Below are 13,686 nucleotides of genomic sequence, written 5' to 3'. Positions count from 1 at the left end.
CTTAACGACTTACAGTCCGTGCAGTGATCTTGATGCGAGGGCGGCCGGCAGCTTTACCGGCCGCCTTCTCTTGTGCGTCCCGGGCCGCCCACCCCGCCTTGTCGATCATGTCGGGTTGACGTTCCGTCACCAGTTCGACCAAGGATGTCCGGTCGAGTTCAGGCGCGGTCAGCAATCCGGCGTCGAAGTCTGCCAGTAGTTGCGCGACGGTTTCCTTCGCGTCGACTCGGTTGGTGCCGATCACACCGCGCGGGCCCCGCTTGATCCAGCCGCTGGTGTAGACGCCGACCGCGCCGTCCACCCGGCCCTGATGGTTGGGAATGATTCCCCGTGCTTCGTCGAACGGAACGTCAGCGACTGGTTCGCCGCGATAACCCACCGACCGCAGAACAAGCGACGCTTCCAGTGTCTCGACCTTCTCGGTCGCCGATGCCGCAAGGTCGTCGTCAAGTGTGTTGTGCACCAACGTCACCGATTCGACGCGGTCGGTGCCCTGCAGTTCGGTGGGCGCGACGAGATACCGGAAGACGATTCGCTTATTGCCTCCGTCCGCCGGCTTCTGTGCGTACTCACGTGCAAGGTCAACTTTGAGTTTGTCGGACAGCAGCGCATCGGGATCATCCAGGGCTGCTGCGCTTGCCGCGTCCAGCACGACGTCCTGTTGGTCGATCACGACGTCGACACCGTTCAGGTGACCCAGCGCGAGAAACTCCGGGGCGGAGTACGCGGCCTGGAGTGGGCCCCGTCGTCCGAGAACAACAACCTCACGGATATTGCTGTTGCGCAGGGCATCCAGCGTGTGATCGGCAATGTCGGTTCTTGCGAGTTCGTCGACATCGCACGTGAGAACACGCGCGACATCGAGTGCCACGTTGCCGTTTCCGACGATAACCGCGCGCTCCCCCGAAAGGTCGAATTCACGATCCGAAAAGTCCGGATGCCCGTTGTACCAGGACACGAATTCCGTCGCGGAATGACTGCCGGGCAATGATTCTCCGGGGATGCCCAGTTTGCGATCGGTTGCGGCGCCAACGGCATAGATCACGGCATCATGGTGCCGCAGTAGCTCGTCGTGCGAAATATGCTTGCCCACTTCGACGTCGAGGTAGAACTGAAACGACTCCGATTTGAACGAAGATCCGAAGACACTCACGACGCCTTTGGTTTCCTGATGATCCGGCGCAACTCCACTGCGCACCAACCCCCAAGGCGAGGGCAAGCGGTCGAACATCTCGACCTCCACTGATCCCCGCGCCAGCAGTTCGGCAGCGCAGTAGCACGCTGCCGGACCGGATCCGACTATCGCAACACGTATTCGAGGCAGATCCGCTGACGGGCGTTTCGGCGGAGTGGGGAATGCAACGTCATCGGTGTCCAATGGATTCTGCTCGAAGTACGCCGCATTGATCTCCGTGTACCGACTCATCGACTCACTGAGATCGTATTCGGAGTAGATCGCATCCACCGGACACGCGTCGACGCATGCCCCGCAGTCGATGCAGGTGTCCGGATCGATGTACAGCATCTCAGCGGTGGTGTATCCGGGGTCTCCGGGCCGCGGACGGATGCAGTCGACCGGGCACACCGCTACGCAACTGGTGTCGTTGCAGCATCGTTGAGTGATCACAAAAGTCATGTGGAGTCCGTAACTGGTCGGAAAGTGCGGCACCGATTCGCACGCACTCGTAGGATTTCAGTTCACTTGTTGCGGTTCATAACCCGGTCTGCTGCTGCCCAGTGTTCGTCGGTAATCCACAAGCGCGCAAAAGCGTCGATGGCTTCGGGAGGAGCAACCCCGGACATCACCCGTTTGATGCTCTCGGCCGGAGCGTTGGCAAGAGACTTCGCCAGTGAGCGCCAGCCCTCGTCGAAGGATTCTCGGGGCAGGACGCGATCGACGAGTCCGAGCGATTCCGCGTCAGCAGCACCCATGATCGTTCCGGAACCGGCCAGCATCAATGCCCGACCGCGCCCGACAAGTGCGGCAAGCCGCTCGGCTCCACCCCACGCGGGCATGATTCCGAGACTCACCTGATTGAAGCCGATCTTGATGTCGTGCGCGGCAATTCGAATATCTGCCGCCACGGCAACTTCGGCGCCGCCGCCGAGCGCATGCCCGTTCAAGGCAGCGATGACGGGTCCGGGGAATTGTGCGATGCGGTCACAGATCGACCGCATCCGCCGGGCCATGTCCGCCGCCTGTTCCAGCGTCCGGAGTTTGGCCAGTTCCTTGAGATCGCCACCGGAGACAAACGCACGATCACCAGCGCCGGTGATCACCAGGGCGCGGGCCCCGCGAACCGAGTCGAGTGCCTCGTCCAATTGGTCCATCGTTTCCGGCGCGATGGCATTGCGTGCTTGTGGACGGTCGATGGTGATGATCGCCAACTCGCCGTCCATTTCAACGATAACCAAGATGTTCTCCGTTACGATATTGGCATTCTTGTTTTGTGAGAATAACATATTCACGACTGGCAGAAGCCAGTTCGACCGCTCCCGTCTCGTGCCGCAGTTCGGCCTAGGAGCGGCCCGGTTACCTGCATTGGAGCTCATATGCGGCACATTCCCACCACGCTTGCCACCCGGTACCTCGAAGAGGGTTGGTGGACTCAGGACACGATCGGCACGATGCTCACCCGAGGCCTCGCTGCCGCCCCCGACACCGAATTTCGTATCCACTCGAAGATCCGTCCGTGGACCGGAACTTTTGCCGACGTGGACCTGGTGGCACGCAGGTTGGCCGGCGGCCTGCGCGAACGGGGCGTCGGCGCGGGTGATGTCGTCGCGTTCCAGCTTCCGAACTGGATGGAAGCAGCAGCGGTCTTCTGGGCCTCGACCTTCCTCGGCGCAACGGTTGTTCCCATCGTTCACTTCTACGGCCGCAAGGAAGTTGCCTACATCCTCGACGAGACGAAGCCGAAGGTCTTCATCACGGCCGAGAAGTTCGGACGCACCGAGTACCAGCCGGATCTGTGCGCGAACATCCCCGTCGTCGGAGTTGTCGGTCGCGATTTCGAAGATCTGCTCAGCGACGTACCACTGGCGGAGAACATCGACACAGACCCCACTTCCGCCGTGCTCATCGCTTTCACCTCCGGCACGACGCGCGCCCCCAAGGGCGTCATCCACAGTCATCAGACACTCGGGCACGAAACCCGTCAGCTCTTGGGTCTGTACCCGAAAGACCGTGGCAAGCAACTCACGTCGGCCCCGGTCGGTCACTTCATCGGCATGGTCAATGCCTTCCTCATTCCAGTCGTCGACGGCTCCCCGATCAACCTCACCGATGCGTGGGATCCGGAACAGGCACTGGAGTTGATGACCAGCGATCAACTCACCGTCGGCGGCGGCGCAACCTACTTCCTCACCAGCCTGCTCGATCATCCGAAGTTCACGCCGGAACATCTCGCGTGCATGAAATATGCGGGACTCGGCGGCTCGTCCGTCCCCGCGGCGGTCACGAGAAGACTGGCCGACTTCGGCATCACCGTCTTCCGCTCGTACGGGAGCACCGAACATCCGTCGATCACGGGATCGAGCCACCTTGCCCCGGAAGACAAGCGGTTGTTCACCGACGGAAATGTCATGGAGGGCGCGGAGATCCGGCTTGCCGATGACGGAGAAATCCTCAGCCGTGGACCCGATCTCTGCATCGGGTACACCGACCAGGCGCTCACCGACGCGACATTCGACGCCGACGGTTGGTACCACACCGGGGACATCGGTGAAATCGACGAGGACGGCTACCTGACGATCACGGACCGCAAGTCCGACATCATCATTCGCGGCGGCGAGAACGTGAGCGCACTCGAGGTCGAGGAAATCCTTCTCTCGATGCCGGGAGTCGCCGAAGCCGCAGCGGTATCCGCCCCGGACGAGCGCCTCGGCGAACACGTTGCCGCGGTGCTGCGCCTGCTGCCCGGCCACAGCTTGCCGACGATGGACGAACTCCGCGCTCACTTCGACCGAGCCGGCGTCGCAAAACAGAAGTGGCCGGAGGAATTGCACCAGGTGGACGACTTCCACCGGACGGCCAGCGGCAAGATTCAGAAGTTTTTGGTCCGCCAGGATATTGCGACCGTTTAAAAAAGAGAATAGTGTTCTCATCAAACGCAAAGGAGAATCTCATGCCCCCGAAGGACCTGCCTTACCCGCTGTTCGACGCAGACAACCATCTGTACGAGACTGCCGAGGCCCTCACCAAGTACCTCCCGGCGAAGTACAAGGACGCCATCAAGTACGTCGAGGTCGACGGACGCACCAAGATCGCCATTCGCGGACAGATCAGTGAGTACATCCCCAACCCCACGTTCAGCGTCGTTGCACGCCCGGGTTCCATGGAGGAGTACTTCAAGAACGGAAACCCCGAAGGCAAGAGCCGTCGCGAGATCTTCGGTAAGTCCATGAAGGCAATCCCCGCCTTCAGCGAGCCGGGCCCGCGCCTGGAACTCATGGACGAGTTGGGCGTCGACCGCACGCTGATGTTCCCGACCCTCGCCAGCCTGGTCGAAGAGCGGATGCGTGACGATCCGGACCTGATTCACGCTGTTGTGCACGCACTCAACGAGTGGCTGTACGAGACATGGCAGTTCAACTACAAGGACCGCATCTTCACCACCCCGGTGATCAGCCTGCCGATCCTCGACAAGGCACTCGAAGAACTCGAGTGGGTTGCCGAGCGCGGCGCAAGGGCTATTCTCGTGCGACCGGCACCCGTCCCCGGATTCAAGGGCCCTCGTTCGTTTGCCATGCCGGAGTTCGACCCCTTCTGGAAGCGCGTCGTTGAGCTCGACCTCCTCGTCGCGATGCACTCGTCGGACAGCGGATACGCGCGCTTCGACGCCGAGTGGGAAGGCACGGACGGCGAGATGCTGCCGTTCCAGACCAACACGTTCCGCATGGTCAACGAGTGGCGTCCCGTACAGGACACCGTGGCATCGTGGGTCTGCCACGGCGCACTGTTCCGCTTCCCTGACCTCAAGCTTGCGGTCATCGAAAGTGGATCTGCCTGGCTGCGGCCACTTCTGGACAGCCTCGCCGACACCTTCAAGAAGGCACCTGAAGGCTTCGGTATGCAGGATCCCGTCGCTGCGATCAAGCGCCAGGTCCACGTCAGCCCGTTCTACGAGGAGGGCGTGACCGATCTGATCGATCTCGTCGGAGTCGACCGAGTGCTCTTCGGCTCGGACTACCCGCATCCGGAGGGCTTGGCAGAGCCGCGGCACTTCGCGGACATGCTCGGGCACCTGGACGAGAAGGATCAGGCAAAGATCATGGGCGGCAACCTTGCAGGGCTCCTTTCGCTGTGAAGTGGCAGACCATCCCTGAGATGGTCCTGAGTGCGGCCGACCGCTTCGGCACTGCCGAAGCGGTCGTCGACGGGCCCGTCCGGATCACCTTCGTCGAACTCGCTGATCGGGTCCGCCGGGCCGCTGGCGCTCTGGCCTCGATCGGCGTGGACAAGGGCGATCGAGTGGCGATCTGGGCGCCCAACTCCGCCGAATGGATCATCGCCGCATTCGGCATCTTGACCGCCGGCGGAGTGCTGGTTCCCGTCAACACGCGGTACAAGGCCGACGAGGCCGCCGACATCATCCGACGGAGCGGCGCCAAAGCCGTACTCGTCCAGAAGGGGTTCCTGGGCCTCGAGTACAGTGCACCCGATGACGTACCGGTCATCGACTTGAAGTCGGATTTCCTTTCCAGCGGTGCACCTTTCGAATGCGAGATCAGCGGCGACGACATCGCCGACATCATGTACACGTCGGGAACGACCGGCCGCCCCAAGGGCGTCATGATGAACCATCACCAGACACTGCGAATGTTCTCGGAGTGGTGCGATCTCGCAGACCTGAGGGAAGGCGATCGCTACCTGGTCGTCAACCCGTTCTTCCACATGTTCGGCTACAAAGCAGGCGTTGTCGCGTCGTTGATTCGCGGCGCCACCATTCTGCCCGTAGCCGTTCTCGACGTGGATCAGGTACTGGAACTGGTCGAGACCGAGAAGATCACCATGCTCCCGGGACCGCCGACGCTCTACCAGTCACTGCTGTCCGCTCCCAACACCCGAGATCTGTCGTCACTACGTGCTGCGGTCACCGGATCGGCGGACATTCCGGTAGAACTCATCCGCCAGGTCGCAAAGGAACTTCCGTTCCAGACCATCATGACGGGTTACGGCTTGAGCGAAGGGGGAACGGCAACCGCGTCGCGCCCCGGCGACTCGTTCGAGCAGATAGCAACTACCGTCGGTACACCATGTGACGGAATCGAATTGCGAATCGCAGACGATTCCGAGGTACTGATTCGCGGATACAACGTCATGCAGGGATACCTTGACGATCCGCAGGCAACCGCCGAAGCGATCGACACGGACGGTTGGCTGCACACCGGCGATCTCGGAAAGCTTGACGACGAGGGACGGCTCAGTATCGTCGGCCGCAAGAAGGACATGTTCATCGTCGGCGGGTTCAACGCATATCCAGCCGAGATCGAAGGTTTCCTCCTCGAACACCCGGCGGTCGATCAGGTTGCCGTGATCGGCGTTCCCGACGAACGAATGGGGCAGGTCGGCAAAGCGTTTGTGGTCACCAAACATACAGTGACAGAACAAGACCTACTCTCCTGGAGCCGCGAGCGGATGGCCGGGTTCAAAGCTCCTCGCACTGTCGAGTTCCTCGACGCACTGCCACTCAATGCGACTGGCAAAGTCATGAAAGACCAATTGAGATAACCGAACTCACGTTTGAATTGAGGAGGCGTGTAATGAACGACCATGATGCGATATTGACGTTCGCCCTGAAGTGGCGACATTGGAACGGCGGACCCGCCGAAGACATTTTTGTCCAATTCGGGATCACGCCTGATCAATTCTTCCGTCGCCTCCACAGCATCCTGGAGGTCGGAGAGCAGAGCGACCTCTCACCCGAGATCGCGGCAGAACTCGCGTACATCTGCGATCTGCGACTGAACCCCGTTGAACTCAGGCTGGCCGGTTGAGCACCCAGAGTGGTTTGGACCAGACTGATTTCACCACCTTCGACGATATCCGAGCCGCTGTCGGGACAACGATCGGCACCAGCGATTGGATCACGATCGATCAGAAACGGATCGATCTCTTCGCGGCAGCCACCGACGACGACCAGTGGATACATGTCGATACGGACCGTGCTGCAGACGGACCGTACGGCGCCACCATCGCACATGGATTCCTGACATTGTCATTGCTGGCACCGATAGTTCAGACAGTCATGGCCGTCAGTTGCGCCCGCATGGCGCTCAACTACGGACTGGGGAAAGTGCGGTTCATCAGCCCGGTCTTGGTGGACAGCCGGGTGCGGGGAACAGTGGAGCTCACATCCGTCACCGACATCGACGGCGGAATCCAGGTGGAGCGCACCGTCACGATCACCGCCGAAGGGTCCGAGCGGCCCGCCTGTGTCGCACAAAATCTGGTTCGATACTTGAGCTGACATCTGTTGGCGTGCACGTGCATGCGACGTCGGCGCCGGTGCTACCGGCGTCGACGTCGCGTCGTTGTGGGCGATCAGCAACCGGGAACCGGCGCCCCGCCGCCCTGAATCGCCAACAGCGTGCAGAACGTCGCGGCCGACACCTTCCACTCACCGGCCTGCTCTAGCGCTTCACCGGACTGGTCCGGCAGAACCGGAGCCCCGTTCATCAGAAGCGTCCACTTGACGGCAGCGTTCGTACCGGTGGCCTCGACGCCTTGCACCGTTGCAGTGGTTGCAGTGGCCTGCGGATTTGCCGTCAGCGCTTCGAGAGTCGGCAGGAACACGTCACCGTTTTCGACCAGAGCGGCACGATCCGCGGGCGGAGTAGTTCCGTTGAAGAAGGTGACAAAGACGTCCGTGATCTCCTTTGTCGTCGCGTCGTCGGCCGCAGCCGCCGCGGTGGTCCCCGCAGACGACGTGCCCGAAGCCTTCGTGGCCGCTGCCGAAGTTGTTGTGGTGTCAGCGGTGTCGCTGTCGGAATCACTGCTGCAGCCTGTGACCGTGGCGGCCACGACGGCAACAAAACCGGCGGCGGCCACGACTCGACGAATTACCGAATTGCGCATGACGGATCCTCTCCGATGGGCGGACGGGTTCCACCCACCATGGGCTTTCCACCACGATGTTTCGGAACACCGTGGTTGCAAAAAACTTTCACCAGCTCACGGACGCGCCCGTCCGCACCGAACCGCCGCGAGGAACAACGGCAGCTGCGGCTGTCAGGGTTGAATATCGTGCTCGGAGAGTCGATCTCCCACCAGGCTCAGGTCGTAGGACTGCCTGGCCATCCAGAACCTGAGGAATCCGGTAATGGAATAGCGGATGTACAGTGCCGACCCGCTCACGCCGAGTGAAATCCCGACGAGGGCAAGAATGATCGCGTCGCGCTGCACCAAGGGATCGGAAGTGTTGTGCGAGAGAAAGTACGACGCGATACCCAAGGCCGGACCGATCACCATCAGCACCAGTCCCAACCTGAGCCAAAGGGCGGATCGGCCGGCGGAGGGATCGGGAATTTTCTGTTCGGCCAACTCGCGAGTGAAGCGGTCGGCGCGGGTTTCAGTCGCGGTCATGTGACACTCCCAAGGTAGAGGGCAGCTAGTTCGGAACGCAGTGAGCCATCTGGGCTGCCCTGCTTCTGGATCCGGCCACGCACCAGAACTGCTGCGTGATCGGCAAATTCGAGCACGGTGTTCGCGAACTGCTCGACCACAAGTACGGCGACACCCGCTCTGGCAATCAGGGCGACCTGCTCGTAGAGTTGGCCGACGATCAACGGCGCGAGCCCCATCGACAACTCGTCGAGGAGAAGGACAGCGGGGTCCGTCGCGAGACCGCGGGCGAGCGCGAGCATCTGCTGCTCACCGCCGGACAGTGTGCCTGCCGTCTGCGATGCGCGCTGGGCGAGGATCGGAAACCGAGCAAACGCGATCTCCTCGATTTCCTCGCGCGTGCGACCGGTGAACGTCATCATGAGCAAGTTGTCCCGGACGCTCAGGTTGGGAAACACACCACGGCCTTCCGGGATCAGGCAGACACCGGATCTGGCCAGATCCCGAGGACGAATCCCACTGACATCGCGCCCTCCAACCACGAGTTGCCCCGAGGTGATCGGATGAACTCCGGCAGCGACTCGGAGAGTCGTCGTCTTCCCGGCACCGTTGGGCCCCAGCAAGGCAGTTATCTGACCTGGCGCCACACTGAGGTCGATCCCGTGCAGAACCGTGATCTCGTCGTAACGCGCTCGTACACGCCGCAATTCGAGGATCGGATTCATGATCCCCCCAGATACGCTGCCAGAACAGCGTCGTCGCGGCGGATCAGCTCAGGCGGGCCGACGGAGATGATCTTCCCGAGATCGAGTACATACACCTGGTCGCACACGTTCATCACCAATTCCATGTCATGTTCGACAAGCAGGACAGCCATCCCCTCCTCCGCCAGAGAGCGCAAAATCAGCGAGAACCGCTCTGTTTCTTCGCGGTCCTGACCTGCGGCGGGCTCGTCGAGCAAAAGGGTGGTGGGATTCACGGCCATTGCTCTGGCCACCTCGACGAGGCGACCCATGCCGGTGGACAAGGAGTCCGCGGTTGTCGTGGCAACCAGTCCTAATCCGAGTCGATCGATGATGTCGTCGGCGACGGATCCGGCCTTGCGTCGCTGCGACCCCAGTTCCGCGGCAACCAGGAGGTTGTCGCGGACGCTGAGTCGGCCGAAGAGTTCCAGTCGTTGAAACGTCCGCGCCAGACCGTGTTTCGCACGCCGGGACGGCCCGGCTCTGGTCACGTCGCGGCCACCGAGAAACACCTTTCCCGTGGCCGGCTTGCGGAGCCCGGAAATGACGTCGAACAGCGTGCTCTTGCCTGCCCCGTTCGGTCCGATCAGTCCGGTCACGTGACCACGCTCCGCCTTCAGCGAGACCCCGGAGAGCGCGCGTTGACCGCCGAACATCACCGTGATGTCCTCAACTTCGAGCTGCGACTTCACGACTGAGCACCTCCCCGTCTTCGGCGGTCCATGGGCGCGATATGCCCCACAACTCCACCGGAATTTCCGGCTCCGCCGGAACCTGACGATGCCGCGCTTCGGCCCAACTGCGGGCGGCCAATGCCCCGATCACTACGCCCACCACGAGTACGTACCCGTTGACGACGTCATTGACACGCAAAACCCACAGCGCTGCAATCCAACCCAGCAAGACCGCCATTACAAGGCGGTCCCGGAGAGCCGATTCCCAGCGCCGGCGCAAGCTCGGCACAACTCCGTCGTCGACCGCGCCGGAACTGTAAGCGAGGCCGGCAGCAGCGGGCAGCGTCTGCACGAGGTTGGCGGCCGCCGGCCACAATGCCACGATCGCGTTCAACGGGCCGGCAATCATCGTGCCCGTGAAGAGCCCGTTACCCACAACTCCCAGGCCACCCACGACAGCGATCAGGAAAATCCCTAGCCCGGCAACAAAACTGAACTGTTCGGCGGTGACCGACATCAGTTGCATTCCGTACAGCGCCCCACCAAGCCCCGCAATACCAGCGGCAAGCGCAAACACCAGCATCTTGGTCAACAGCAGACTGCCCCCGAGGGTCGCGAAGGCAGCCTCACTGTCGCGCAGCGCAATCAACCGGCGGCCGAGTCGCCCGCGGCGCAACGCGGCCACGGCGATCGTGACGAGGGCAAGACAGATCGCGGAGAACACCGTCAGTTCTGCCGGAGTATTCACCTCTAATCCGAACAGTCGTGGGCCGACCAAATCCACTGAGCCCTGGTCGAACAGCACGATCTCGACTCCGAACACCTCGAAGGACGGGATCGTGAATATCCATCGGTCGAAGACGGCCGCAATGGCCGCCGTCCCGAGTGCCAGGTAGACACCATTGAGCCGGAGCGCGGGGATCGCGATGACCGCTCCGACAATGCCCGCGATGACCATCACCGCCAAAAGTGCCCACCACTGCCCATTTCCGCCCAAGCGTGCACAGACAATTGCACCCACCCCCGCCATGGTCAACTGCGCAAGTGATATCTGACCGGCGTAACCGACAAGTGGAACGAAGGACAACGCGATCACGCCGAACGCGAAGATCTGTCCGTAGGTGATCAGATCACCTTCACCCAGCACTGTGGCCAAGACGAGACCGAACGCGACGATCACCCCGGCGAAGACTAACGTCCCTCGAACGCTCGGTAGCGGAACCGCACTGAGGTGACGGTCGCGTCCTCGAAGTCGCCCGTGCGGAAAGAGCAACAGCGCGAGCAACAGCAATATCGCCGGCGCCGCCAGCCGCAGACCTGGGAGGTACGGATTCTGCGGGAGGTAGCCGGTCAGATACGCCTCCATGCAGCCCACGACAATTGCGCCGACAAATGTCATGGGCAGGCTCTTCAACCGACCGAATATCGCTGCGGCATAAGCACTGACGATGACCAGCGACAGTTGGGTCGCGTCGAGCGCAACCATCGGAGCGATGAGGATACCGCCGATTGCGGCCAACACGGTTCCCAGAATCCAAGCAACCCGGTTGGCCCGTACCGGATCTGCCCCGGTAAGTCCCACCAAGGCACGGTCATCGACGGTCGCTCGCATTTCGGTTCCGGTTCGGGTGCGCAGCATCAGTATTCGTAGAGACACCGCAACGGCGATCGCCACCACCAGTGTCAAGGCTTGATGCCAACTGATTGTTGCTGACCCGATGTGAAAAGAGTTCTGCTCGGCAAAGAACCTGGGAAGCGAGCGAGCTTTGTTCGGATTCCAGATCCATCGGGCGAGCGCAATCAGACCGCTCAGCAACGCGATCGTCATCACCAGCTTCTCGGCCTCGCCGAGAGCCTGAACCGGCCGCACCAACAGTTCGACGAGAAGCCCGAAAGCCGGTGCAAGAACCAGAAGTACGGTCGCTACCGACAACCACACCGGCCAGCCCCACCCGACACTGAGCTGCCAGTAGGAGAATGCCGCCATCATGCCGGTCGCGCCGTGTGCGAAGTTGAACACTCCGGTGGTGGTGTAGGTGACCACCAAGCCGCTGCCGATGATCGCGTAGATCGCGGCCGTGCTCAGACCGACGATCCCGAAGGTGACGAATTGTTCCATTACTCGAAATCGCCCATGCTCATACCGACGTCTGCCAGTGTCATCGGCGTGCCGAAGTCGGCGACCAACTTGCGAGCCGGGATATCGCAGCGGTAGAGACCGTTGTCGGGATTGAAGTCTGCTGCCTGCCAACCGTCCGACGTGGCCTGTTCGACATTGAAGCACGGCTGCGGTGGAATCGGATTCGCCAAATCGTTTGCGGCATGCAAACCGCCTCCGGTCCAAGCAGTCTCGGCCGTCGCTGCCTTGTAGAGGCAAGCACGGGTAAGTTCGTCGCCACAACTGGCAGCCGACTTCGCGAACAGCAGCCACGATGACATCGCCCGCATCGCCGGGAGTGTGATCTGCGCATTCGGTGCGTACTTCTCGTACAGAGCCTCGAGCTCCTCCACCGCAGGCTCGTCACTTTCCAACGGCGCCACACCACTGAGATCTACGAGGTTGTTCTGGAAGTCGGCGGACTTCCCCAGCAGTTCGATGAACGACGCGTTGTAGGCGTTATTGTTGGCATCGATCCAGTCGAGCTTGTAGTCCATGTTGGTGAGGACCTCTTCGAGCTTGGCCAACTGACCGAACTCACCCATGAAGATCAACCCTTTGACGCCCTTGCTCTTGATTGCTTGCGCGTACGGAGTCCAGTCCGACACACCCATCGCCGGATACAGCTCGTTGTAGACCAGCGTGGCACCGGCGGCCTCGAGGGTCTCAGCGGTAACGCCCGCAATCGCTTTGGTGACAGCGGAATCGCCGTTGATCATTCCCACCGCACCCTTCGAATCCGGATACGCCTCGTTCACCACCCAGGTTCGGAAACCGTTGTAATTGTCATAGCCCGGGATCTTTGCGGGAGATGCACTGACTTCGAGATCAGCTCCGGCAGAACGCTCTTGGACGGCCTGAGCTGGGAAACTCGGCAACATACACGTCAGCCGGTCCTTGACGCCGAGAGCATCCAAGGCGGCGCCACCACCGACGAGCGCAAAGTCGTCACGACAGGCTTCGACCATTCGCTGACGAACCTCCATCAGCTTCGCATCGCGGGTGGTAGCGACCACTTTACGACCGTTGATACCTCCGGCGTCGTTACACCAGGACGTGAAAACTTTTGCGGCTTCCTCGAATTCGGCATTCTTGGTGAATCCCATGTCCGAGAAAACTCCAACGTCGATCTCGTCGGCAGTGACACCTTGAGCAGTGCCGCCTTGGGCGTCCCCAGACTGACAGACGTCCTGGAGATCACCGAAGTCGCCAGATGCAGACTGTGCGGTAGCCCCCTCACCACCGCCTTCGATGTTCTCGCTGCCGCCGCTCTCGCGGCCACTACATCCGCTGACAAGAAGTGCTGTCGCCGCGACGGCAACAAGTATTCGCTGTAGTTTCAACCGTTCCTCCTCGTTACTTGGCCCCACGGGCCGACCGATACAGGCTGAAGAGACCGGCGGACGCCGGCGGCGTGAGTGCCAAGGCCACGGGTGGGAGAGGCAGCGCGCCTAGATGAATTCGGACCGAACCCCGTGGCCGGTGGATCTCCGACGAGCGAGGGTCGAGTAAGTCGAAATCTGAACGGAATCGTACTGTGCCACT

General features: G+C 61.5%; 13 protein-coding genes. 5 read left to right on the top strand and 8 right to left on the bottom strand.

The annotated features are described in order from the left end of the window. Position 1: 1 nt before the first annotated feature. A complete protein-coding gene (locus tag RG2_RS00300) occupies positions 2-1,636 on the bottom strand; it encodes an FAD-dependent oxidoreductase (protein ID WP_033231857.1) in 1,635 nt (544 codons plus the stop codon). Between the two features lie 62 nt (positions 1,637-1,698). Next, the gene (locus tag RG2_RS00295) at positions 1,699-2,463 is read right to left on the bottom strand and encodes an enoyl-CoA hydratase/isomerase family protein (protein WP_045064706.1); all 765 of its coding nucleotides are present in this window, start codon (positions 2,461-2,463) and stop codon (positions 1,699-1,701) included. A 90-nt stretch (positions 2,464-2,553) separates the two neighbouring features. Here RG2_RS00295 and RG2_RS00290 point away from each other — a divergent pair, with 90 nt between their 5' ends. From RG2_RS00290 to RG2_RS00270, 5 genes are read left to right on the top strand one after another with little or no spacing between them, the layout of a single operon-like run. Continuing rightward, complete coding sequence (locus RG2_RS00290; protein ID WP_033231756.1) at positions 2,554-4,086, top strand: AMP-binding protein; 1,533 nt, start codon at positions 2,554-2,556, stop codon at positions 4,084-4,086. Between the two features lie 41 nt (positions 4,087-4,127). Beyond that, positions 4,128-5,309, top strand: coding sequence for an amidohydrolase family protein (locus RG2_RS00285; protein ID WP_033231757.1), 1,182 nt, complete (start codon positions 4,128-4,130; stop codon positions 5,307-5,309). Continuing rightward, positions 5,306-6,733, top strand: a complete 1,428-nt coding sequence (locus RG2_RS00280) for a FadD3 family acyl-CoA ligase (RefSeq protein WP_072782235.1) — start codon at positions 5,306-5,308, stop codon at positions 6,731-6,733. The genes RG2_RS00285 and RG2_RS00280 overlap by 4 nt, the downstream gene beginning before the upstream one ends. Before the next feature lie 32 nt (positions 6,734-6,765). Beyond that, the gene (locus RG2_RS00275) at positions 6,766-6,999 is read left to right on the top strand and encodes a hypothetical protein (protein ID WP_033231759.1); all 234 of its coding nucleotides are present in this window, start codon (positions 6,766-6,768) and stop codon (positions 6,997-6,999) included. Continuing rightward, positions 6,996-7,472 carry a MaoC family dehydratase gene (locus RG2_RS00270; protein WP_033231760.1) on the top strand — a complete coding sequence of 159 codons (477 nt, stop codon included), beginning with the start codon at positions 6,996-6,998 and terminating at the stop codon, positions 7,470-7,472. Before RG2_RS00275 ends, RG2_RS00270 begins: the two co-directional genes overlap by 4 nt. 74 nt (positions 7,473-7,546) lie before the next feature. Here RG2_RS00270 and RG2_RS00265 read toward each other — a convergent pair whose 3' ends face one another. The 6 genes from RG2_RS00265 to RG2_RS00240 form a co-directional block, all read right to left on the bottom strand. Further along, positions 7,547-8,080 carry an MTB12 C-terminal domain-containing protein gene (locus tag RG2_RS00265; protein ID WP_033231761.1) on the bottom strand — a complete coding sequence of 178 codons (534 nt, stop codon included), beginning with the start codon at positions 8,078-8,080 and terminating at the stop codon, positions 7,547-7,549. Between the two features lie 153 nt (positions 8,081-8,233). Beyond that, entirely contained in the window at positions 8,234-8,587 is a 354-nt protein-coding gene (locus tag RG2_RS00260; RefSeq protein ID WP_033231762.1) for a hypothetical protein, read from the bottom strand. After that, positions 8,584-9,291, bottom strand: a complete 708-nt coding sequence (locus tag RG2_RS00255) for an ABC transporter ATP-binding protein (protein ID WP_033231763.1) — start codon at positions 9,289-9,291, stop codon at positions 8,584-8,586. The genes RG2_RS00260 and RG2_RS00255 overlap by 4 nt, the downstream gene beginning before the upstream one ends. Continuing rightward, positions 9,288-10,001: an ABC transporter ATP-binding protein gene (locus RG2_RS00250; protein WP_230590008.1), complete on the bottom strand. Its 714-nt coding sequence runs from the start codon at positions 9,999-10,001 to the stop codon at positions 9,288-9,290. The genes RG2_RS00255 and RG2_RS00250 overlap by 4 nt, the downstream gene beginning before the upstream one ends. Further along, complete coding sequence (locus RG2_RS00245) at positions 9,979-12,102, bottom strand: branched-chain amino acid ABC transporter permease (RefSeq protein WP_033231764.1); 2,124 nt, start codon at positions 12,100-12,102, stop codon at positions 9,979-9,981. The genes RG2_RS00250 and RG2_RS00245 overlap by 23 nt, the downstream gene beginning before the upstream one ends. Continuing rightward, positions 12,102-13,484, bottom strand: a complete 1,383-nt coding sequence (locus tag RG2_RS00240) for an ABC transporter substrate-binding protein (RefSeq protein ID WP_230590009.1) — start codon at positions 13,482-13,484, stop codon at positions 12,102-12,104. Before RG2_RS00240 ends, RG2_RS00245 begins: the two co-directional genes overlap by 1 nt. Positions 13,485-13,686 lie beyond the last annotated feature (202 nt).

This window comes from Rhodococcus globerulus NBRC 14531 (genome assembly GCF_001894805.1).
GTDB lineage: Bacteria > Actinomycetota > Actinomycetes > Mycobacteriales > Mycobacteriaceae > Rhodococcus_F > Rhodococcus_F globerula.
Note: the sequence above shows the minus strand (reverse complement) of the source record. Positions and strands in the feature narration are given on the sequence as shown.

Excerpts from the sequence above, each read along its gene's own strand:
- RG2_RS00275 (WP_033231759.1), top strand. The coding sequence starts at position 6,766 with ATGAACGACCATGATGCGATATTGACGTTCGCCCTGAAGTGGCGACAT.
- RG2_RS00265 (WP_033231761.1), bottom strand. The coding sequence starts at position 8,080 with ATGCGCAATTCGGTAATTCGTCGAGTCGTGGCCGCCGCCGGTTTTGTT.
- RG2_RS00245 (WP_033231764.1), bottom strand. The coding sequence starts at position 12,102 with ATGGAACAATTCGTCACCTTCGGGATCGTCGGTCTGAGCACGGCCGCG.
- RG2_RS00255 (WP_033231763.1), bottom strand. The coding sequence starts at position 9,291 with ATGAATCCGATCCTCGAATTGCGGCGTGTACGAGCGCGTTACGACGAG.
- RG2_RS00260 (WP_033231762.1), bottom strand. The coding sequence starts at position 8,587 with ATGACCGCGACTGAAACCCGCGCCGACCGCTTCACTCGCGAGTTGGCC.
- RG2_RS00300 (WP_033231857.1), bottom strand. The coding sequence starts at position 1,636 with ATGACTTTTGTGATCACTCAACGATGCTGCAACGACACCAGTTGCGTA.
- RG2_RS00285 (WP_033231757.1), top strand. The coding sequence starts at position 4,128 with ATGCCCCCGAAGGACCTGCCTTACCCGCTGTTCGACGCAGACAACCAT.
- RG2_RS00290 (WP_033231756.1), top strand. The coding sequence starts at position 2,554 with ATGCGGCACATTCCCACCACGCTTGCCACCCGGTACCTCGAAGAGGGT.
- RG2_RS00295 (WP_045064706.1), bottom strand. The coding sequence starts at position 2,463 with ATGTTATTCTCACAAAACAAGAATGCCAATATCGTAACGGAGAACATC.